Origin of the sequence: cyanobacterium endosymbiont of Epithemia turgida isolate EtSB Lake Yunoko, assembly GCF_000829235.1 — a bacterium.
Taxonomy (GTDB): domain Bacteria; phylum Cyanobacteriota; class Cyanobacteriia; order Cyanobacteriales; family Microcystaceae; genus Rippkaea.
The window spans coordinates 2,202,590-2,226,986 of sequence record NZ_AP012549.1 but is presented as its reverse complement, the minus strand read 5'-3'; the positions used below and the strand labels follow the sequence as shown (position 1 = coordinate 2,226,986).

12 protein-coding genes, 1 tRNA gene and 2 pseudogenes are annotated in these 24,397 nt (G+C 32.1%); 9 read left to right on the top strand and 6 right to left on the bottom strand.

Going from position 1 to position 24,397, the window contains the following annotated elements:
* Window positions 1-1,031 precede the first annotated feature (1,031 nt).
* Together ETSB_RS06920 and ETSB_RS06915 are read right to left on the bottom strand one after the other, a co-directional pair.
* Window positions 1,032-1,727, bottom strand: a complete 696-nt coding sequence (locus ETSB_RS06920) for a hypothetical protein (RefSeq protein ID WP_044107093.1) — start codon at window positions 1,725-1,727, stop codon at window positions 1,032-1,034.
* An 89-nt stretch (window positions 1,728-1,816) separates the two neighbouring features.
* The gene (locus ETSB_RS06915) at window positions 1,817-3,001 is read right to left on the bottom strand and encodes a histidine kinase (RefSeq protein ID WP_044107092.1); all 1,185 of its coding nucleotides are present in this window, start codon (window positions 2,999-3,001) and stop codon (window positions 1,817-1,819) included.
* 399 nt (window positions 3,002-3,400) lie between these two features.
* Here ETSB_RS06915 and ETSB_RS09380 point away from each other — a divergent pair.
* From ETSB_RS09380 to ETSB_RS06900, 3 genes and pseudogenes are all read left to right on the top strand, one after another.
* A pseudogene (locus tag ETSB_RS09380) lies at window positions 3,401-4,675 on the top strand (DUF1957 domain-containing protein); the annotation flags it as partial.
* A 1,829-nt stretch (window positions 4,676-6,504) separates the two neighbouring features.
* Entirely contained in the window at window positions 6,505-7,704 is a 1,200-nt protein-coding gene (locus tag ETSB_RS06905; protein WP_232509878.1) for a glycosyltransferase, read from the top strand.
* Window positions 7,705-8,871: 1,167 nt separating this feature from the next.
* A pseudogene (locus tag ETSB_RS06900) lies at window positions 8,872-9,180 on the top strand (DUF3181 family protein).
* A 254-nt stretch (window positions 9,181-9,434) separates the two neighbouring features.
* On the opposite strand, the gene gloA reads toward ETSB_RS06900, so the two are convergent.
* The 3 genes from gloA to ETSB_RS06885 all read right to left on the bottom strand — a co-directional run bounded on the left by gloA (window position 9,435) and on the right by ETSB_RS06885 (window position 11,170).
* The gene (gene gloA / locus ETSB_RS06895; protein WP_044107090.1) at window positions 9,435-9,866 is read right to left on the bottom strand and encodes a lactoylglutathione lyase; all 432 of its coding nucleotides are present in this window, start codon (window positions 9,864-9,866) and stop codon (window positions 9,435-9,437) included.
* 85 nt (window positions 9,867-9,951) lie between these two features.
* Complete coding sequence (gene pyrE, locus ETSB_RS06890; protein WP_044107088.1) at window positions 9,952-10,557, bottom strand: orotate phosphoribosyltransferase; 606 nt, start codon at window positions 10,555-10,557, stop codon at window positions 9,952-9,954.
* A gap of 540 nt (window positions 10,558-11,097) precedes the next feature.
* Window positions 11,098-11,170, bottom strand: a tRNA-Ile gene (locus tag ETSB_RS06885).
* Window positions 11,171-11,317: 147 nt separating this feature from the next.
* On the opposite strand from ETSB_RS06885, the gene ETSB_RS06880 reads away from it, so the two are divergent.
* Entirely contained in the window at window positions 11,318-11,722 is a 405-nt protein-coding gene (locus tag ETSB_RS06880; RefSeq protein WP_052470642.1) for a hypothetical protein, read from the top strand.
* A 559-nt stretch (window positions 11,723-12,281) separates the two neighbouring features.
* Here the strand turns inward: ETSB_RS06880 and recQ are convergent.
* Entirely contained in the window at window positions 12,282-14,411 is a 2,130-nt protein-coding gene (gene recQ / locus ETSB_RS06875) for a DNA helicase RecQ (protein WP_044107674.1), read from the bottom strand.
* A 1,505-nt stretch (window positions 14,412-15,916) separates the two neighbouring features.
* On the opposite strand from recQ, the gene ETSB_RS10025 reads away from it, so the two are divergent.
* The 5 genes from ETSB_RS10025 (at window position 15,917) to ETSB_RS10015 (ending at window position 24,034) form a co-directional block, all read left to right on the top strand.
* Window positions 15,917-16,072 (top strand): hypothetical protein, encoded by a 156-nt coding sequence (locus ETSB_RS10025; RefSeq protein ID WP_171816430.1) that lies wholly within the window; start codon window positions 15,917-15,919, stop codon window positions 16,070-16,072.
* 1,310 nt (window positions 16,073-17,382) lie between these two features.
* Window positions 17,383-18,189 carry a glycosyltransferase family 2 protein gene (locus tag ETSB_RS06870; protein WP_044107087.1) on the top strand — a complete coding sequence of 269 codons (807 nt, stop codon included), beginning with the start codon at window positions 17,383-17,385 and terminating at the stop codon, window positions 18,187-18,189.
* A gap of 744 nt (window positions 18,190-18,933) precedes the next feature.
* Window positions 18,934-21,576 (top strand): ATP-dependent chaperone ClpB, encoded by a 2,643-nt coding sequence (gene clpB / locus ETSB_RS06865; RefSeq protein ID WP_044107086.1) that lies wholly within the window; start codon window positions 18,934-18,936, stop codon window positions 21,574-21,576.
* A gap of 723 nt (window positions 21,577-22,299) precedes the next feature.
* Window positions 22,300-22,446: a hypothetical protein gene (locus tag ETSB_RS10020; RefSeq protein WP_171816429.1), complete on the top strand. Its 147-nt coding sequence runs from the start codon at window positions 22,300-22,302 to the stop codon at window positions 22,444-22,446.
* Window positions 22,447-23,881: 1,435 nt separating this feature from the next.
* The gene (locus ETSB_RS10015) at window positions 23,882-24,034 is read left to right on the top strand and encodes a hypothetical protein (RefSeq protein WP_171816428.1); all 153 of its coding nucleotides are present in this window, start codon (window positions 23,882-23,884) and stop codon (window positions 24,032-24,034) included.
* Window positions 24,035-24,397: the final 363 nt, after the last annotated feature.

Genomic DNA, 24,397 nt, shown 5'->3' with positions numbered 1-24,397 from the left:
TTTTGCTTGCTTTAGATTCTCTGGCTGTCATTTCAGGCTTAGAAGAGGCGACCCACAACTCAGTTAGTCCCAACCATTGTCAAATTAAAACATTGTTTAACTCAATAATGATTTAAAGTGTTGTTCGCCATTTAGGAGAAAAATTATCTACACTCATAAGTAATTGCTAAAAACACTGTAATCGTAACTAATTTATGCAATATAATTGAATATTTGATGAAATAGAGCGATTGTTGAGCAGGAAACAGCGGCAATCTACAGGATATCGAGAGCGATAATAGCCACTGGAATTAAAATTAAGGTATGAAATAATAGTTCTTAAAATTCGTGAGATGAATTCCTTTTTAAAAGGAGGAATAATTTATATCACGAATTTAGCACTCACTTGATTGACTCCTGTGACTGATAGAAGATTTGTTATAATGCGCCGCCACACTATCTGATCGGTAATTCTCACAAACGGCTCCAATAGGTAACTGTCGTCATTTTTTAGCAAAAGTATCCAATCACCAAACAACACTTAGTAAAATCCTAGCCCTGGAAAATTTTAGCAAAAAATCTATGATTTCTGCAACTAATACATTGAGTGATTGTGACATCTATTGTAGATTTAGAGTGTTTAAACACGCCATACCACTACAAATAAAACTAGTCAATACACAAACTCACCAATTCACTAACTCGTTTTTTAATGAAGATTGATGCGTCTTCTTATCGATTACCAATCTAGTTAGTAACTCTCTCATCAGTGTTAACTTGTTTAAGTAATTTATATACTTGACTGTATAGCAAACTAAGCCACAATCAAGCCCACAGATGGCAATGGACTTCATCAGAGTCAAAAGGCTTTTCTCGAAAACAGCAATAATTTTGTTTTGAATGAGGAGATTTATTAAGTTGGACTAGGATTTGGGATACAAGTTGATTTATACCTGAAACCCATATAGGATTTTCCGAAATTATTTGTAACTTTCAAATAGTGAATTTGTCGGCTATGTTATTTTTCTTAAAATTTATACAGATTTAACTCCTTAAGTTGTTACTTGTAGCATAGGTTTTTGAGTAAGACAATACCAATGACAAATAAATAGATTGGGTTGTTGAGAATACCTTAAAGAAGCGATAGCTGGAGCTGCCGGAAATGGCCATAGTCGGTCAAAAATAATCTCATTACTCAATAAGCGAAACTGGATTAGATAGACTGAAGGGGGAGCATCAAGAGAAGTTAATAACTCCTGAGCTAGAGAGTGAAGAGATTTCTTTACTTTACGGTCCAACTCAACCGGTTGCTTATAATAATTAGGAATTACTCCTTCACCAATGACTGAACCACACAACATTTGTTTACCTGTCACAACGATAGGTAACCACAAATCTCCTAACCAAGAATCTAGAATACTGGTTTTGTAACCTAAGTTTTGTTCAACCCATTGTCGTAGTCCTGGGATATCTCTACAAGTTTGATAGAGTTTTTGCACAGGAAATGAAAACTTGTGGGGAATTTCAATGGTTAAAGGACAGTAAATGAGATTAGAGTTAGACTTTGAATAAATCAAGCTATTAGACCACAAGGAAGCTGCTGAGATAACGTCAACCTCGGTCGAGTCGGAATCAGCTGAAATAGCCCTTTCTAGAGCTGTTACCATAGTTCTTGTCGCAGGGGAACCTAGAGAAATAGCTCCTTGTGTGTTTACCTCAGCATTAATGATAATAATAACCTTGTGCATTTCGAGATTTAAAATACAGCGATATGTTGGCAGGCTTAGGGAGTTAAAAGCCCAAAATATTCATCAATATACCTGAACTTTTAGGGTATTTATTGACGACAGACGGGCAATGTAAATTGGAAACAGCTACCCTTATTAAGAACACTGTCGACCCAAATTTGTCCATAGTGAGCGCGAATAATTTTACGACATAAAGATAAGCCTAACCCATAACCCTCTTTTTCTTGATCACGCTTGAGGCGGAAGTACCCTTCAAAAATTTTCTCTTGTTTCTCTTTAGGGACACCTGGACCTGTATCACAGACACTGAGCTGAACTTTTTGAGTGGTGCGATGGAGAATTGAAACAGTAACCTTTCCTCCTAATGGAGTATATTTAATTGCATTATCTAATAAATTGACGATCACTTGGCGAATCAATTTTTCATCAGCATAAACTCGGGGGATATCTTGAGGAATATCCCTTACTAAAACTAAGGACTTTTCTTTAAATAAGTTAGTATACTGTTCGAGAATTTCTTCACATAACACCTGTAATAATAAGACATCATGGCAATGAATAGCTAACTCTGTTTCCATTGTTTGCGATGCTTGTAGTATATCTGTAATCAAACAGTTCATGATACGAAATTGTTTTCGGGCTTGCTGGTAAAGTTCCTCTTTCAATTCTGCGCTGCGTTGGGGATTTTGATGATTTTGAGCAATTTCTAGAGTTTCGACAGTGATAGACGCAGCTGTCAAAGGACTTCGCAAATCATGGGCAAGCATAGCCAAAACCTGATTTTTGAATTTTATTTGTCTTATGAGTTCCTCTTTTTCTTGATTGAGGCAAAAAATTTGATCGGATAACTGCATCAGTTCGACCGAATGACTTAGGGAGTTAATAGGATTGGGAGAGATAACTTTCTGGATCTGTCCATTGTTATTAGCGTCAGGACGATTTTCTTTGAGAGCTAATTGCCACCTTGGACACCATTTCCTAAGTTGGTTAACAATATTGCTACCCACGAAGATTTGTCTGGGTTCTGGAGACACTTTCACTAAAGCAGGAGTAGCCACAAGACGAAAATGTTCCACTAAGTGGGGCTGTTTAGAAATTTCAATGACTTGCAGTTGATATAAAAAGTCCGCCTTCAGCTGTTTAAAGTAATGTTGGATTTTTTGAATGTGTTCATAGGAGCTTGGACGCTCATCGACAAACAACAAAAGCTGAATCGACGTCGATGAAGATATGTCAGATCCAAATGTTGTTTCGAGGTTGGTAGGTTCTAGCACTGGAAGTCAAAACTATAGGCTTACAAGGTAAAACAAGTTGATTGGTAACAGGACTTGAAGACACCGAATTGGATTGATTCTAATGTCTATTGGCATAGTCAGACAATTAAGTCAAAAAGCCAAATCTCTCCGACTGACACCCATCAGATAAAGATAATCGAAGAAGGCGCACTAAATGTATAAATGATTTTTTCCATGCTACTTCTATTTTAGAATCTAAAGATAGTATAAAATCTATGAGATTTGTTCTTAAAGTTCAACCCAAAAAACTTAAATTATAAAATCGTCAGAATTATTATGGCTCTTGGCTATGTTACACTCGTCCTTCATGCTCATTTACTTTTTGTTTGTCATCTAGAAAGTGACTATGTTTTAGAGGAAGAATAGCTCTACGAAGCTATTACAGAAACGTATATTCCCCTCCTTTATGTTTTTGAAGGGTTAAAATAGGATGGAATTAACTTTAAAATGACTATGTACATGACACCTCCCTTGGTTTCTATACTCATAGATCCTTTACTTCAAAAACGCTACGATAAACATCTAGCTCGGTTACAAGAAATAATCGAAAATGAGATTATTCGCAACGAACATAACAGCCATCTTCGTTATTTAGCTGGATATTATGCTAGATAATTTGCTCAAATTCGGAAAATTTTGGAATGTTACAACGGCGATTTAGTCCTTACTTTTAAACAATTCTTTGATAGCCATAACCTGGAGATTATCACTTGTGGTGCGACTCATGGCTATTTTTCTTTGATAAAAATGTATCCCGAAGCAGTCTGGGCACAAATCAAAGTGGCCTGCGAGCATTAGCATTATAAGGAAAACTTTGTCCGTTCTCCTCAAGGAATTTGTTTATCTGAATGTACCTATTATGAGGGAGTAGAAAGAGTATTAACCGATGCTGGTTTACGTTATTTTCTGGTAGATGGCTATGGTATCTTGTTTGCTTGTCCTCGCTCTTGTTACAGAAACTATGCCCCTATTTTTAGGGAAACTGGGGTAGTAGCCTTTGCTCGAGATCATGAATCCTCTCAGCAAGTCTGGTCTTTTAAAGTAGGTTATCCAGGAGACTTTGAATATCGAGAATTTTATAAGTATTTAAGTTATAAAGCTGAATACAAGTATATCAAACTTTATATTATGTCTAACGGCCAACGGAAAAATACAGGTATTAAATACCATAAAATTATCAGTCATCAGGCAGAACTTTCAGATAATACTCTCTATGATACCTACTGGGCAGGGGAGAGAGTCACAGAACACGCAGAACACTTTATATACAATAAGGAACAACAAATCAGGAATTTAGCGGCAATCATGCAACGTCCCTTATTGTCGTTTCTCCCTATCCTATGACGCAGAGTTATTTGGTCACTGGTGGTATAAAGTCTCTTGGTTTATTGACTATCTTTTCCGTAGGACTTGGTCCGCTCAAAACGCTTTGAATCTGACCCATTTAGCGAAATATTTACAGGATAATTCTACACAACAGTCTATCGTCCTTCTCTGTCGAGTTAGGGGTATAGGAGTTTTCATGAATCTTGGTTAAATCATACCAATGCCTCAATTTATACTCATCTTCACAAAGCGACAGAACGAATAATTGAATTTAGTCGCCTAGGACTTTCTGATAAGTTCCAATAGAAGGCGTTAAATCAGGCTGCATGAGAATTATTGTTGGCTCAATCTGTGGACTTTAAACAAATATTTGGAACAGATACTTATAGACAAAAGTATTGCGTTTTTTATCAGGAATAGCTGAAAACTAGACGAGTCTAATGAAGTAAAAATCTCACATGGCTCATCTGCACGAGTTTTAAGATATAACGATAACTACAAATAGAGGTTAATAACTATTGATCCTTACTTAATACTTTCTGCTTTGTGCGTAACAATATAGTTTATCGATTTTTCCTGGTTTTAGATAACTAGGATTGTTTTACAATGCTCAGTTTTATGAGAAAACTGCTAAATTAGTGATGATGATTATCATCATGGTGGTAGTCATCATTGTTGTTGACCTCCAAATTTACTAAACCTAATGTAAGGATTTATCGTTAATGCTTGTTCATTCGACAAGTTAGCAATATCAAAATATGCCCAATCTACTATTATGTGAGAAAATTACGGATATTCGTTAGTATAGAATATTTTCACTTAAATAAAATTAATTTGTCTCTAAATTAATCAATAGATTAATAGAATTTTTAGTAACTAAATTTACATCAGGTTGCGTCCATTTAATTATAAGGGTTTAATCGTTTCACTAAACTACAGAAATTAAAATAAAACGATTAATTAATCGTTTTATGAGCAAGTCATATAATGTCTGACTTTCGTAAATTTCAGAAGTAAACTCTTTTGCTTTATTGGGGCAACTGTGATTTATCACAATAGTCACTATTTAGGAAAGAAAATACTTTTTAAATAAAATTTTTACAAAATACTTGAAGATCATTTTACATAAAGCCAATATAGATAATTTGATGATCAGAGAAACATTATCTGATGTAATTTTTTATCGGTTTAATAGTAATGTAACTGGTAAAAATAAAAACAACTAATAGTAAAATGTTAAATCATAACTTAATTCAATTCTTAAACTTTAATTATATCTCAAAACTTATAAAAAAGAAAGGGTGTATAAGAGTTAAATACTTTAAAAATATAAATTCAATTTTTCCACTTTTTTCGTAATTATTCTTTAATACAGATTTTTTGTTCTTTAAGAATGAGTAATGAGAAGAAATGGAGTGATAAGGTCAATGTTACCGTTTGTACAAATTAAATATAGCTAATAATTTAGCTATATGGAGATCAACTAAGATGAAAACTAGCGCAAATTTTGTAGTTAATTAAGTTTCATACTTATTCATTGTAATCAGCAAAATTTTTATCACTTTCTCCTTTTCTGTACCCCATCGACAACGCTACCACGCGATTATCTGAAATAAAATTGGTCATGGAACGTTAATGTTGTATTTCGAGAGTCACTGCCATAATTCTAGCCTAGACTATAAACCTTTTAATTTGATTTGTAACTAAGTGAGAGCTAAAACCCCTATATTGAGTGAGGTTTAGACGTAAAATTTCTACTAAGCTAGTATTCTCTATTGGGGGATAAACTGAAAATAATCTAGAAATATGGAAAATATTGGCAAATATTAACTATGGTAAGGAGAAAGAAAAGTACATATTCAGAGAATATTAACACCCAAGGCTAAAGCAAATCTTGTAATATTTTTTACTATTATTAGTACTTCTTTATACTAAGATAGAAGATAAGTGTGACAACCCAATAACGAAAAAGTTACAATAGAGGAAAAACCTTGATTTAACACATAAATACTTTGCTAGAACCAGATAAATTTGCTCTAAATAGTCCTCAATTAAGGAAAAATTACGCTTAAATTTGTAATAAACAAGTTGTCTTTTATGGAAGGAATAAAATTAATCAGTTTCCTCAATATAAAACATTCAAAAAATAAGAAGTTATGACAAAACTCAGTCTTTGTATGATTGTTAAAGATGAAGAGAAAAACTTAAATACATGTCTAGAAAGTGTTCAAGATATTGTAGACGAAATGGTAGTAATGGATACTGGATCAACTGATCAAACAGTAGAAATTGCTCAAAAATTTGGGGCAAAAGTTTCTTTTTTTACATGGTGTAATGATTTTGCTATTGCTCGCAATGCAGCCCTTAGCCATGTTACTGGGGATTGGGTATTAGTTCTAGATGCTGACGAAGTATTTAACCCTAAAATTGCCTCAAAAGTTAGAGAGGCAATTGCTGATAAAAATAATTTAGTAATTAATTTAGTTCGTCATGAAATTGGTGCGTCTCAGTCTCCTTACTCTTTGGTATCCCGGTTATTTCGGAAGCATCCAGCAGTTAAATTTTCTCGTCCTTATCATGCCATTATTGATGACAGTGTTACTGAGTTATTAAAAAAGGAATCTCAATGGAAAATTATGGAACTTCCAGCAATAGCAGTGTTTCATTATGGTTATCATCCTAAAACTATTATTTCCTTAGATAAAGATAAAAGGGCACGACAAGCAATAGAAAATTTTATTAAAGACCATCCCAATGATCCTTATGCTTGTAATAAACTCGGAGCACTTTATTTGCAGACAAACCAAGAAAAAGCAGGAATAAAATTACTAAAGCGAGCATTAAAATCTAATACGGCTAATACTCATATTTTATTTGAGCTACATTACCATTTAGGTAATGCTTATACAAGAAAACAAGATAATAATAAGGCTGTTAAACACTATAAAAAAGCTCTGGATCAAGAAATAATGCCTCCCTTGAAGTTAGGAGCTTACAACAATTTAGGCGTTGTTTTACAAGCTATGGGTAACCTAAAAAGTGCATCTAAAGTTTATGAAATTACTATACAAATAGATCCAAGTTTTATTGCAGGATATTATAATTTTGCTATGACTCTTAGTGCCATGGGTCAATTAGATAATGCAGAACTAATTTACAATAAGTTATTGTCTCTAAGTCCAAATTATGCAGCTGCCTATCAGAATTTAGGGGTAGTTTTATTTAAGTTAAAAAAAATACTTAAAAGCACAGAAGTATTCAAAAAAGCAGTGAGTCTATACGAAGAACAAAATTCTTATAAAGAAGCTGAAGAATTACGAGATAAGCTAAAAAAAATAGGGCTTTGGAAAGAGTAACCCCAAGGAAAAAATTATGATTTTGGGGACTAGGTATGACAAAATCTTAATCAATAATGGAACAGAAGATATGATGCCATCATTGTAGATAAGGGTCTATATAGTAATAGATAATTAACTGGTTGGCTTATCCTAAAAAAGTTATATATCTAATGAAATAGATAGGAGTGCAAGTAGTATTTTATCTCTTTATTCTTCTTATTTTAATTCTATTGACATCTGTTGATCAAAATTACAATAATATTTGTGATTTTTAAAATATGGTAATTATATAATCTTTAATTAGGCTATCAATTAGCAATCACCATAATATTTAGTTGATCGACTTGACAGTCTTCAAGCTCTAATTATTTAGGAAGATCAAGAAAATAACTAAGCTAATAGAGAGTATCATAACTAGATGACAATCATTGCTCAAAAGTTGACAGAATAAAATAGCTTTAATGAGCTTAACTAAATTTAAAAATGAATAATAGTGGTAGTAATAATTTTTGTAATCACTAAATACTTTACTTTGCAAAAAACGGCGACTTTCTCAATGGCTTAGTACAAGTGAATAATTATTAGCAATGGGATAAAATCCCTGTTCATAAAACACAATGAGAATGAAGAAACTCTTATGATTTAGAATATTAATAGAAAATTCTCTAAAGGAGCTATCGAAAAAATAATTATAATTTTATGAAGTTTCAAAATTAGAAAAAAGTTGTGGATTTTAAATTAACTCTCAAACTGGTCTTATCGGGGTTTAACTGAGAGATATAAAAATCAAGTAATTTATACTAAAAAATATCAAAAGCTTAAATTCTGAATAAAACTTGATACACTATCCTTACGACAAATTTTAGAGAAGACTATTGGTGAAATTTAATGTAGATATAGTTGCCATAGACTAATTACTGAATTTTTTTATACTTTCTCATCAGTCTCGTAACCCTGATCGAACTGCTCCTGAGTTCTGTTATCTTGATGATTGAATAAATTATGCGGTTCGTGTCGGGATTTTCCTGGCTATCTAACTCCGATGTTTGTTTTTTTTACAATTTTAAACAAGTTGGGTAGACTCGGCGGATTATTTAATTGATCGAGGTTTAAGCGATAATATTATTAGTTGTTAGGTCATCTCACTTAATATTAAGGTGGTCGCTGAGCATTCTAAAGAATCTTATCGCTAATTTCATTACTACCCAAGTAATTGAAACTCTCGCTGCCAAAATTGATGAAAATATCTATATCGATATTACAAAATAACATCTTTATCTTGCAGAAGCTCATTTCTATACCAAGGTGGCGGAAAGGGTCTATCCTCTCATAGAAAACTACGAATTAAGCGAAGACAAAGTCTTATCTATTCTTCGTAATATCAAGGTACCTTTAGGAGGAGAAAATCTAGAAGTTTTTCTAATAGATTTGTTACTGACCCAATGTCAGGCAACTTTAATAGACTTTCTTAAAGAGTATCAACGTAATGAATAATCAAGTGTCTAATGGTTGACAAAAACTAAAAGTTTTGTTTTTTATCGTGGAAACTATATTAATAATATTAGATCCAGTTGTAAAAACCCACTTATAAGGTGGGGAGTGAGTCCGGAGAACAAACACTAAGAGTTATAACGAAAATATCAAAAAAAGTATCCGGACAACAAGCAATACAAGAAACTCCCTCACCTGACCTGAGGGGTGGTATTGCCCACCTTACGCAAAAACCTAAAACGATTTATCAATTGTTATTAAGGGTTAGTATCTCCTAAAGAGGTTTCTTTTTGAGTTGAACTGTGGGAACTTAATTGAATTAACTCAATTTTATAACCAGTGGGATCTTCAACAAAAGCAATGACTGTTGAACCATGTTTCATTGGTCCTGGTTCGCGGGTAATATTTCCTCCAAGTTCTCGGATTTTTTCGCAGGTTTGATAGATATCATTAACTCCTAGGGCAATATGTCCGTAGGCATTTCCGAGCTCGTAGGAATCCACACCCCAATTATAGGTTAATTCAATGACCGTCTTTTCAGACTCATTTCCATATCCTACAAAGGCTAGAGTAAACTTGCCGTTTGGATAATCTTTCTGGCGCAGCAATTTCATCCCTAAAATATCGCAATAAAACTTGAGTGACTTGTTCAGGTTATTAACCCGCAGCATGGTGTGCAATATCCGCATGGACAATTTATACTCCTTTCGTTTGTATTTCTTTGTTTCCATCTTAACCTTGATATTGCACTGTCAATTATATGACCATTCACTATTAGAATTTTTTTCTATAAATTTTCTGAAGTTCTGTAATTGAAAAGACAGCTTTAAAATCCAGTCCTTGGGACTCACAACGAACAGCCCCCCCTTGTTCACGATCAATGAGAGCAATGACTCTATCAACTTTATAACCTACAGCCCGCAACCGTTCCACCGCTAGCATAACAGATTTACCTGTAGTTACTACATCTTCTAAGACCACAACCTTAGCTCCATCTTCGAGGGTTGGACCCTCAATATAAGCTTGTGTCCCATGTCCTTTAGCTTCTTTACGGACGATTAAAGCAGAAATAGGACGGTTTTCATAGGCAGAAACCGTACTGACACTAGTAACAATGGGATCGGCTCCCAAAGTTAGCCCTGCCACTCCCTGGGTATCTTCAGGTAGCATGGATAATAATAATCGACCAATCATCACAGCCCCCTCAGCTCTTAGGGTTACTTGTTTTCCATTGATATAGTAGGTACTTTTTTGTTGGGACGATAATAAAAAATCACCTTCAGCGTAGGCATGATCAATGAATAAGTTTAAAAGATATTGACGCAATATAGATAAATCAGCTATTTTGACACAAAAGGTATTGATAGAATTAGATTGCATAACAAAAGCCTAAGGAAAAATTATTAACAATGATGTCTTTAGATCCGAATGTTGCGACTTAAAAGTTAAACACTTAAGTCTATAGCTTAAACTTTTGCTACAATTAAGCCATGTCCTAGCCAAAATCCTTGACAACTAAATCTATGAGTCAATCTTTTATTGAACCATACTTTTGATGAGGTAAAATTCTCTGGACCGATCTTACGTTTAATTTTAGGATTATTAAACAACCTCACAACAAATTTAGAGTATTGAACAATTACGGAATACTTCTTCCATCAACTAAATTTTATCAGGCGTAAAAAAATATAATTTAAAATTAACAATTACAAAACTTTTGGAACTGTATACTGGGATGCTTTAAGGTAGAAAATTACAGATTTGTAGACCCTTGCCTTAAATATACCCAATATTGTTAATACTTTGGTACAGTATAGCTTCTCCTGATCTATATCTATAAACCAACTATTTTTATGCTAAAAGTAACATCATATATGTAACAAACCCCGATTATTTCTCAGAAACCCAAAAGGGTTTAAGTCCAGGGTGCAGGAGTTGAACCTGCCTTGGGCAAATTATGAGTTTGCTGCCTCAACCGCTCGGCCAACCCTGGGTGTCTCCTAATTTATAAGAAGTCGATTGCTTGGTTGACTTGCTTATTGTTAGAGCATACCTTTATTATAGCTCGCATAGGGGTTCAGGGTCAGCGTTGTTCAAGGTTTTTCTTTCGTTTTTTGATATATTGACTTAATTATTGATTATGAAAATCTCAATTGGTTCTACCATTAAATGGACTATACCACTTTTGTTGGCTATGTCTGGAGTTAGTACAGCCAGTGCTTATATTGCTTATAAAGTTGGATATAAAGCTCTACAGGGGGTTGATCAACCAACTGCTAATCCAGCTAAAAAATTAACAAAAATAAAAAAATCATCCACTAGACCCACTGAATTTGAACCGGTTGACGAGAAAATGATCTTAATCAAGGTTTATGATCATATTCATTCTCAAGAAAAGAAATCAGATTCTAAGCTATCATCAGAAAAAACTAAGAAAAAAAAATTTGAAAAAACGTCACATAATAAACTAAATTACTTTCAATCTAAAAATATATTAGTAGCCAATTTTTCTATTAAGATTCAAGATGGTGAGGGTATATTGTAAGTTACTGATTCTGATAATAAAAAAGTAATTTACTATTAAAAGTTAAAAGGTTTATTTGATAAATTAGTTTCCAAATATTTCTCAACAATAAAAACTTTAAAATTTTTTAGTTATCTGATAAATGACACGAAAAGTTTATAGATTAATCTGTTGTTAGATAACATCTTTTAATCTCTCTGAGAGGTGATTTGTGAAGTAAGTTTTAAAAGTATTGGAAGTTGTCTAACCTAGAGCATTGTAATAGTCAGACACCCAAACAGGAGAAAAATTTTTTCCCTGTGTCTTGGCTTTGTGATTTAACTCCATTCTAAAAACGATAATTTGAAGCTTCTATAGATAGAGATATGAGAAGATCTGACCAGTATTCTGAAGATAGGATTGCTTATCAATTCTTACGATCAAAAGAATGAGATTTTCCCAAAAAATCGGAACCTAAATATCAATAAGTTTCTTTGCTATCCTTTTGGAAAAAATATACTATCAGGAAACCCCCTAGCAATTGAATAACATAGGTCCAGCAAAAATAGTTTGTTTTTAGAATTATCTAAGAGTGTCAAAATTATTGTTTACTTCGATACCAAGCTCTAACTAATTTAATCTCACTGTAGCTGTAATGATCTCCTAAATATTCTTTAATAGGAGTTAGGGTGCCATCCCCAATTTTCTTAATGGCTTGAATAATAATATCTTGTTTGACTGGAAAAACCAATTTATTGATATCTACTGGTTGTCTTTCTTCAATTAATTCCGAGAGGTGAGAATAAATTGTACTTTCTTTCAACCCTCGTATCTTAGCAATTTCCACCGGCTCTAATCCTTGTTGGTATAGCTGTAAAGTTATCATATTACTTGAACTTGCTAAAGGATTTAGAGAAGCTTGTTCTCGAACAAATAACATAATTTCTGATAAAAATTTTTCTCCATATTGATTTGTTTTGAAGTCAGTTACTCCGGAAATTCTAGAGAATTCTTTTAAATTTTGGGGTTTTAATTGTGCCATCAATTTTAAACTTAAATCAGAAAAAATGACATATGGAGCTATATTACTATTGTCTGCTAACTGCTTCCTTAAATCTCTTAATCGATCAAAGAGAAACTCAGTTTCAGTAGCCCCATATTTATTATCTATTAAAATTTTTAAGGATGATTTTTGACTAACTGGAATATTTACCTTTCTCTGTTTTTTTAAAATTTCCCAACTCCGTTCGTTAAGTTTTAATACAGAAAATCCATCGCTAGTTTCATCTAATAAATTTTGGTGAATTAAAGATCGTCCGAGCATTTTCCATTCAGCTAAACTTTTGTCTTTTCCAATACTATAAGTTGACAAAAGATGATGACCATATTGTTCTATTTTACGCTTTTTCGATCCCCGTAAGACATCGATAATATGAGTCATGCCAAATTTTTCATTACAACGTATAACACAAGAAAGAAATTTTTGTGCTTCAATTGTCCAGTCTTCTATAGGTTTTGGGTTAAGACAATTGTCACAGTTACCACAGTTTCCTAAAAATCTTTCCCCAAAATATCGTAAAACAATGGTGCGACGACAGTCAACACCTTCAGCATAGTCTACTACTTGACGTAACTGCTGACGGGATACTTTTCGTTCTTGATAAGAAGTTTTTTGATTAATTATATATTCAATTCTTTTGACGTCAGATAAACTAAAAAACAAGATACACTTGGCTGGTTCTCCATCCCTTCCTGCCCGTCCTGACTCTTGATAATAACCCTCTAAATTACGAGGTAAATCATAATGAATAACGAAGCGAACATCAGGTTTATTAATGCCCATTCCAAAGGCAATAGTTGCTACTATCACTTGTACATTATCTCGAATAAAACGGTGTTGATTTAAGCGTCTTGTCTGATCATCCATTCCTGCATGATAGGGTAAAGCATCAATTCCATCATTTTGTAAATAAAAGGCAATTTCATCTACTGAACGACGACTGAGACAATATACAATTCCTGTCCCTTTTTGTTCACGAATATAGGACAATAATGTGTTATAGTTGTTAGGTTTTTTAGGTTTTACATCGTAGTAAAGGTTCGGACGATTAAAACTAGTAATATGAATTCTTGGCTGTCTTAATCCTAACTGCTTGATGATATCTTCTTGTACCCGCTTGGTAGCTGTTGCAGTTAAAGCAAACATAGGAACTTGAGGATAGCATTTACGAAGTTGTTTTAGTTGTCGGTATTCAGGACGGAAATCATGCCCCCATTCAGACACACAATGAGCTTCATCAATTGCGAAAGCAGAAATCCCAATTTTTTGAGAAATAAAACCTAAAAAAGGGGCAAATTTCTCATTTAATAATCTTTCTGGTGCGACATACAGCAGTTTTATTTTCCCCTGAACAAGTGCTTGTTCACGAGACCGTATTTCTTGAGAACTGAGACTACTATTGAGAAAAGTTGCCCCAATGCCATTATCTAACAGAGTGTCTACTTGATCTTGCATTAGAGCAATTAAGGGGGAGACTACCACACTTAGACCAGGTTTAAGTAATGCAGGCAGTTGAAAACAAAGGGACTTCCCTCCTCCTGTCGGCATAATTACTAATAAGTCATGATTTTCTAGGGCTTCTTCGATAATATTTGCTTGTCCAGGACGAAACCTATCATAACCAAAAAAATGTTTTAAGGACTGTTCAAGAGAGTTAGATTGAGACATCATCATAGAAAGAATCAGAAAGAGTTACTATTGTTTTTTTAAAACTCCAAGTCAACAAGTTAATTTATTTAAAATAAGTTTTTTTCTCTATATTTTATTTATTATCATTGATAATGTCACCTTTGAATCTTATATTAAAGATAATCTGAAATATCAGATCACGCTTTGTTGGTTAACAATTGTCCTTGAAAAATAATCTAGTAGCAGTAAGAATGGCACAGAACAAAAAAATAATTAACGCCCAAACTTAATTTATTAAGTTTTTTGTACTTTTTATAGTCACTTATCTATTCTCTTAAATTTCTTAGTCTAGGTTATTACTTCCAACTTTAAATCCATAACATTTTTTAGATCAAATTTAAACTTGTGATTAACTTACTTTTAATTTCCATCTAACTTATTGTCAATACACTTAAGAACTTCTGTAATTGAATAAATAACAGTAGTCGGTTTATCCATGAGTTATACTCCTAATTAAATTTGTTTTTATATAACCCTATACAACAAAAAGAAGAGAGTAAAATTTACTAAAACAAGAGTAGCTAAATAATCTAATAAAATTTATTTATAGTCATTTTATGTTCTATATTAAGTACTTAACCATATCATCTTAGTAAGACTACTAAACCTAAATAAAATCTAAATATTAAATAACAATTAATACTTGCAAATATAATTAAATATACTATTATATATGCTAAATAATAAAGTTTTATAATTAATAATGCAATTATAAAAATTGTTTTAACTCAGAGTAATAAATTATGTTTTTATGACAATTTTACCTAAATACAACAATAATTATAAGTCAATAAAAACTTACCGTTTTATAAAAATATATAAGTAAATCTCTTTAACCGTGTAGGAGTAAAGTAGTAAATAATTATAATAGTTAAACTAATAACTACTCTTATTGAGAAAAATCTTCAAAAAGAGCTACCAATTTTAATGCAATATTTTTTTTATTTTGTTATATAAATATACAAATTTTTTGATATAAATTAAATTTTACGTAAAAGTAAAAGTAATAATATACAACATAAAAATACTTAAAATAGTGCTAAAATTATATGTGTACTACAAAAAATAGGCTGATTGCGGACAATAGACTGTATAGGTAACTTAAATTTTCAATAAATATACTAAATATTAAAAATAGCAATTCTTATAAAGAGGCTAATCATAACTTATTAAGTTTAATAAATCTTAAATAACTTGTTATTAAAATTTTTAAAAACATTCAGCGATAAAATACTAGTGAATAGTATATTTTTTAAATATTTTTTATTAAAAAATTAATTTTAAATTAAAATAAACATAAATAAATTAAATTAATTAGCATTAGTAATAATTTGTATTTATATTGTTCAATAGTATCAATATAATGCGATTTCTAGGAAAAAATAATGCTTACCTTATTGCCTTATTGATCAATAATGTCAATAGTTTTTATCCAAAAATAATTGTCAGTAATTAATAAAATAATTACCAGTTAATTTAGCTTAATTATGTGTGATTTAGACTTAATTATGGTAGTAGCTATTAATGAGAATATTACCTATACCCAACGGGGTATTATAGATACTTTGCCTAAATTAGCTACAGTCATTGTTTTAGATTTTCTTTTGAGTATAGTCGTTATCCGGTTCACTTTAGTCAAATAAATGAGCATTATTTGAAGTAATTTTTTTAAAAAAATAAACTTAATTATAGGAGTATTTATACTATTTTTAATAAATTTAATTTAAATTATTTTTGATATATTTTTTAGTGAAATACAGCTTCAACAAAAATCTATAAAGTGTTAATTGTTTTAGCTAATTTATTTAAATTTTAGTTCAAAAATATATTTTTAAATATTAACTATACAGAAATAGAGAGAAAAGAAAGCAGTAGCTTTATATCATAAATCACCCTTATTAAGGTTTGGTGGTATAGACATAAAACTAGATATTGATCTTAATAAAATCTTTGATAATCTATATAATTCCTATTAAACATAAAAATACTACTGTGATTTTTTTAAATTTATATTATTTTTACATAAAAAAATACCATTTTTATGTAAAAATAATATAAATTAAAATTACTACAATTGCTTGTAATTAATCAAAATATTGAAATTTTAAATATCATGGTTAATTTTTTTTTAAAAAATATTTATTGATATAGTTATTTTTTTTTATTTTATAAAGTTTATGCCTGATATGAGAATGCTAATATTCTATTCATCACTAACTTGTAAATAATAGTAATAAGTTTAATAAAACTTACTTTGATAGAAATATGTCATTAATCTCGTCATTATATACATTTAGCTTTCAAAAATTTAATTAAATTGCTTCAATAATTAGCATTCAATTATGTGAAATAGTATTTAAAATTTAATCTACTACATTAGATCATAAACGAATGTGGTGAGCTGCTTTGAATTAAATTTAAGGTAACACAAATAGACATAAATCTATTTTTGATTTAACGCAAGGTTTAATAAATAAATTATTTAGAGACTGAAGATATATTACTAAATAAATTTTTAAAGATTTTTTATTAATTATAAACTTTAATCAATTAATTTTGGTCAACAAGAGATGAAGTGAAAATTAGTGAAACTCGTTAATAAAATTCTACTTTGTAGAAATAATCTAAATTTATATATTCTTGAGTAATGTAAGTTTGCCATTCTGTGTAACTTCACAAGATTATTTAATCTATACTAATGTTTGAGATATCTCAGTATAGTTAGCTGTCAAAACCTGACTTTGAAAAACTTTTTTCACTATGATGACAGTATATGTCAGGGTAACTAATGTCTATAATTGAACTTGATTTATTAAATTTAATTGACTCACCCCAAATTCTTAGAAGCCTTGCAATAACTAAAGATAAATTGGTATAAGCAAGGAGAAAAAAAGAGTAAAGTTAGGTCAATAGATAAAATTAACCATTGAAAAGGTGTTCGAGGAGATCTCTTATGAAATTATCGATTGTTATTCCTGTTTACAATGAAATTCATACTATAGAAAGTGCTTTAACCAAAGTAGTTCAAGCACTTCCAGGGATTTCTAAAGAAATTGTTCTAGTTGATGATGGATCGACTGATGGAACTAAAGAATGGTTAGAACGAACTTTTGTCCAAGCAAATAGCCAAAGGGTGAAAATTGAACTTGATAGTAATCAACGATTAATAGTGATCAAATGCGAAACTCATCATCTTCGACCAGAAGTAACACCTTCTGACTCCTTGTCTGTTAGTGCTCAAGTGATCTTCCATAAACGTAATCAAGGTAAAGGAGCTGCCTTACGAACAGGGTTTAAAGCCGCTAGAGGAGAAGTAATTTTGATTCAGGATGCTGACTTAGAATATGATCCCCAAGACTGGAAACGGATGTGGCGATTAATTGAGGAAGGGTGGGCTGATGTAGTTTATGGATCTCGCTTTTATGGTGAACCTCATCGGGTTTTATATTTTTACCACCTCTTAGGTAATCAAGTTATTTCTAACTTTATTAATTTACTCTGTAACACGACTTTAACAGATATTGAAGTTTGTACAAAAATGTTCCGAAGGGAAGTCTTGGATGATATAAAGTTGAATTGTAATGACTTCGGTTTTGAAGTAGAGTTCACTGTTAAGGTAGCTAAGTCTCACCGTCGTTGGCGTTTATATGAAGCAGGAGTTTCTTATTATGGGCGATCTTATGCTGAAGGTAAAAAAATTAATTGGACAGATGGGGTAAAAGCCCTCTGGTATGTTATCAGATTTTGGGCAACAACTTAAAAGAAATAGAAATTCAGAAATAAGTCAACTGACACAGCCAAAATATGCATCATATGCATAAAAATCTGGGTTGGTAGTAAGCTTCAGTTTAGGTGTATTAACAGAGCTAAGATCTTGCTGCCAACTAGATATTTGGGCTATGTTAAACTAATAATAAAGTTTAAAAAATATATCGATATGACATAAACTAAGACAATCAATAAGATAAATAAAATTATAGCGGTTGATGTATAGAAAGCAATTTTTGCAGAGCAATTTTTTGATTTTAATTGCTCGTTTAATCAAATTTTATACGTGCAATAAATGCCCAAAATAAAAATTTTGTATTTTTTGCATAAAAATAGTTTGAAAATATAACAAACTTTATAAAAATCGAGATGGTTGCCTTATTGTTTGCCTGATGCTATTAAAATAGTCTCTTCAGAAGTGAGATGGCTTGCCATTAAAGCAAGAAAATGAATTTCTGATAGGAAAGTTATTAAGTGAAAATACTTTATAATCTTCTGGATCGATTGTCCTACAAGTAGTTGAAAATTTGTTCAATGAAAATTGATATCCTATTAGTTAAGTTTAATAGAAATCCAATTTGACTATGTCCTTAATGAAACTTGACAGGATCAGAAATTAGAACTGTCTTTCTTTCTACCGCTCGTCATACTACCGATTAAAATAAGAATATTAGGATTAAGTTGAATGTCGTATTGTCATCAACTTTTGCCTTACCCGCAGGGAATTAAACCAATAATGCAGCCAACTGATTCAAGTAAGTTTACAGAACAAGCCTGGGACGCGATTGTCAGATCACAAGACGTAGCCCGGCGTTTTAGAAATCAAACCTTAGAAGTGGAACACGTTGTTTTAGCCTTGTTAGAACAGGAAAAAGGCTTAGCTATTCGTATTTTAGAAAGATCTAACTTAGATGTTTTCCGATTACAACAACAGTTAGAAGTTTTTGGCAACCGTCAATCTAAAGTAATTACTGTCGATCAACTTTACTTAGGACAGGGCTTAGATTTAATGTTAGATCGTGCGGAAGCTTCTCGTGAAAGTTGGCAAGATAAATATATTTCCGTTGAACATCTGTTGATGGGATTTGCTGAAGATGAACGCATTGGACGACGTTGCTTGAAGAGTTTTCAATTTGACCCCCAAGACTTAGAGAAAGAGATAAGGGCACTTCGAGGGTCACAAAAAGTTACCGAACCTAACCAAGAAGATAATTATGAAGCTCTCGTAAAATATGGGCGAGATCTTACTGAACAAGCGGCAAAAGGAAAACTTGACCCTGTAATTGGCCGAGATGAAGAAATTCGTCGTGTGATTCAGGTTCTTTCCCGTAGATCAAAAAATAACCCCGTCTTAATTGGAGAACCAGGAGTCGGAAAAACTGCAATTGCCGAAGGGTTAGCCCAACGTATTATTAACGGGGACGTTCCTGAGTCTCTCAAAAGTCGTCAATTAATCTCTCTAGATATGGGAAGTCTTATCGCGGGGGCGAAATATCGAGGGGAATTTGAAGAACGTCTACGAACCGTAATGCGAGAAGTCACCCAATCCGGGGGAGAAATCATACTCTTTATCGATGAACTTCATACCGTTGTTGGAGCCGGTTCTCGCGAAGGAGGAGGCATGGATGCAGGTAACCTCTTAAAACCCATGTTAGCCCGCGGAGAATTGCGCTGTATCGGTGCAACAACTCTTGATGAGTACCGGAAGCATATTGAACAAGATCCTGCTCTAGAACGGCGTTTTCAGCAAGTGTATGTTAAACAACCGAGTGTGGAAGATACCATTTCCATTCTACGAGGACTCAAAGAACGCTATGAAGTCCATCATGGGGTCAAAATTACTGACTCAGCATTAGTAGCTGCAGCAACTCTTTCCCATCGTTACATTACTGATCGCTTTTTACCCGACAAAGCCATTGACCTTGTAGATGAAGCAGCAGCTAAGTTAAAAATGGAAATCACCTCTAAACCTGTTGAACTAGAAGATGTTGATCGTCGTTTAATGCAGTTACAAATGGAAAAACTTTCCTTAGAGGGAGAAGAACAACGAGGAATGTTAATCATTGATTGCGCTTCCAAAGAACGTTTAGAAGGCATTCAAAAAGAAATAAAAAATTTAGAATCTACTCACGAACAACTTGCGTCCCAATGGCAGTTAGAAAAGCAGATACTTAATGATATTAATACTCTTAAAGAAGAAGAAGAACAGCTACGTCTACAAGTCGAACAAGCAGAAAGGGCTTACGAACTGAACAAAGCCGCTCAATTAAAATACGGTAAACTAGAAGTGGTTCAACAGCAACGGGAAGCTAAAGAAACCCGACTTCTTGATATTCAAGCGCAGGGCAAAACCTTACTCCGAGAACAAGTCTCCGAGTCTGATATTGCTGAAATTGTAGCTGGATGGACAGGTATTCCTACCAATAATTTGTTAGCGACCGAACGTCAAAAACTTCTTAAACTTGAAGTACATCTACACGAAAAGGTTATTGGACAACAAGAGGCTATAGCTGCTGTTGCTGCTGCTATTCGTCGTGCTAGAGCTGGAATGAAAGATCCTTCTCGTCCTATTGGTTCATTCTTGTTTATGGGTCCTACAGGGGTAGGAAAAACTGAATTAGCTAGGGCATTAGCCGCTTTTCTCTTCGACTCAGAAGAAGCAATGGTTCGCATTGATATGTCTGAGTATATGGAAAAACAGGCAGTCTCTCGATTAGTTGGTGCGCCCCCTGGATATGTGGGGTATGAGAAAGGGGGACAATTGTCTGAAGCAGTCCGTCGCCGTCCCTATTGTGTAGTGTTGTTGGATGAAGTGGAAAAAGCCCATGTAGATGTCTTTAATATTCTTTTGCAAGTCTTTGATGATGGACGTATTACTGATTCCCAAGGACGAGTGATAGATTTCCGTAACGCTATTATTGTAATGACTAGTAACATAGGAAGTAGCCATATCCTTAACCTTACACAAGGTGAAACAGATTATGAGGAAATGCGCAAAAAGGTTTTGGAATCATTGCATAAACATTTCCGTCCCGAATTTTTGAACCGTATCGATGATCTGATTATTTTTCATACTCTTAATAAAACAGAGTTACGGCAGATTGTGTGTCTGCAAATAAAACGAATTGAAAAATTACTTAAAGAACAAAAAATTAGGATAGAATTAACAGACTCAGCCCTAGACTATATTGTTAGTTCTAGTTATGATCCAGTCTATGGAGCGCGTCCTTTAAAACGGGCTATTCAACGAGAATTAGAGAATCCTATGGCGACAAGAATATTAGAAAATAGATTTGTTTGTGGTGATCAAGTTATTGTTGATTGTCATAATAATAACTTAGAATTTTGTAAAAAACAATCAGAAGAAGATATTGTTTAAGTGAAATCTAAATCAATTTTTTCCCAGGGTTCTTAAATAATTCTGTAGAAGTAGTTGTTTTAGAATAAAAGAGGATCCAATTTGTCAAATTTCTAGCCTATGCTAAATAATATAGCAACCGCCAGGTTACTTAATACATTCTGAACTATTGTTTTAAGACAATAAAAAACAGAAAAATATACTAACCGTTTTTGCGATTACTCTGATGATAGACAAAATTTAGATAACTTTAATTTCAATTTATTTGTTAAAATAATATTCAAGGTTGGTACGGATAGTTAGTAGACTAATTAGTCCAATTTTTTTGCTCACAATTACATGTATTCTTTGCTGAAAGTCATTGAAAAATGATACTTTTTATTTATAATTTTTTATTTACGTCAAAATATTTATTAAATTAAACGTCTTAAAAAAAGATAATAAATTGTTTAAACTCTTTGATTATGTTGGATTCTAAGAGTAGAGGCATAATTACTGAAGTCACGACTATGAAAATATAAGAGACTTTAGTCCTAGAAGGCTTACTGTAGACTTTACATTAATTTAATTCAATAATTAACTATCCTTAAAGTTCTTTGACTTACCTTTAAAAGAGTAGTTATTTTTACTTATCAACCACAAAGTGTTACGTATTCGTTACAGGAATTTTTCCCTCTAATCAACTTATTGTCGGACTCAAAAAACAAGCACCAGAACACTATGAACACTTAAGTCTATGTCACTTTGAGTGGAAACAAAGCGGTCGTTAGAGTGACTCGTCACGTCAATGAAGTGATTGCTATCTATCCTATTACTTTTCCTCACCTAGAGAAGAATGGGCGGATCAAACCTCCGGATAACTGTACCTTCCGTCGTCTAAATATAAAGTGAGAGAGGAATAGCAGAGATTATTAATAAAGCATTGTAAACAAGAGTATTAACACTCCATTGACATTATTTTAGAATTTATTATTGATAATTTCTGATAGCTACAATTTAATAAGAAAAATCATGTCAATTGGTACTCCGTGTCGCAGCAGACTCTCTAGTTGCCCAGACGTTATCTATTTTTGGTGATCAGATCATAGTAATGTGATGGCTGTCCGTAGGACTAGGTTGGTATTGTTAAGTTCTGCATCTGTGCAAGAAGTGCAAGATTTAGCTGTAATAGCTACAGCCACCAGTTTTTGTGGGGTTTTATATATTTTTTGATGGGTTTCGAACTGCCTATTAAGTGCAAAAAGTGGAGTTATTAGAGGATAGTGTCTTGCGATCATTGATTAAAGATCAATGGATGATTGCCCATCGTGAATGAGTGTTAACTCCTGATTACCCGATGAGTTGAAGAACTACTACAAAACTCTGATGTTTACTTACAAACGAGGGAACCCCCAGAGTTTTCTAAAGTTTATCACAAAATCTTAGAAAAAGTAATGTATAAGTTTGCTTAACTGACGGGCTAACAATATCATTTGTTTGACTATTATGGTAATTCTAAAGCAGAAAAAGTTATTATTTTGATGAGTTTTGTAAAAACACTTATAAAGCATTGAATTTTTTATTAAACTAATGGAAAAATTGGGATTGTTAGAATTAAATAGTATTGTCTATTTTTAACAATAAAGCTCGTTAAATTTTTATTAAAAATAGCAAGAATAAACTCAATTTTAAAATAAATTATTTGGATAACTTTTATATTTATATGTTATCTTTAAAGCGTTAAAAACTCTATTTAGATTTAGATATTAATTTAAAGTATTAAAATAGTTATTGGAGAACGGCATATAATTTATTTCACAAAAATCATCTCTTTAATGGTTAAAAAAATTTGTAATAATATGGTATTAAGTGATTGCAAAAACCACTTTAATCCTATAACTAAAGATAGTTTTATTCATGCTAGTCTAACCTTTTTTATAAGAACTGATTATAATATAGCTATCTGCTATAGTTGATACTTAGATATGATTGTTAATATAAACGAAAACCTGGGTAAAATCATCGAACAAACCCCTGATATTTTTACTCCAAAAATTTCTTTTCTAGTTTAATTAAACCAGGTAACAACGCTAACTTTATTATTTATAACTAATGATTTTTCTTATAAATAAATTTATATTTTAGAATGAGTAGTTGAAAGCTTAATATTTATACTAAATAATCACTATAGATTAAATCTAATATAATATTATTTTTTTAGTCTATCCAAAAATAAATTATCAATAAATAACTAAAAGGATTAACTAGAGAAAAAGCTAGAGAGCCAATTTTAAAACACATCTACAAGACTTATAGTAAAAAAAGTAAATAAATCGTACAAATGAATATGAAAGTGGTTGACTCGGCATTAGATTATTTTCATCAAGTAGCGGTTTCGATAACGATAGATGACGACGCAACTAACTTTGAATGTCTGATTTTCAATGCCACATTAGTATTTACCCGTGATGTATTTAAAAAATATGGTAAAATAAAATAGAAAAACCAGAAGGTTATCCATTAAATATCTGTACGAGACCTCAATGTCTGTGTTTAAGGTAATAAATGTGTTTTAGTGTATCCTTATGCGGTCATTCAGTATAAAGTGTATAAGAAACAAACATTTACCAATGTACTCCAAGTCTTCAAAACTACTTATGCAAAGTGTTTAGACTTTAAAAAACTTAATTGAAATTCACGAGCCAAGTCGTTGCGGAAGACTGTAGTAGGTGTGGGTTTTATGTAAATGTTTGTACTACAAAAAATAAATTTCAAGCAAAGTTGGAAGCAATAAATATGACTTCTCAATTACCAATACAGGAGTAAAAGCGAAAAAATTTGGACTATTTTTTCGCTCTTGTTA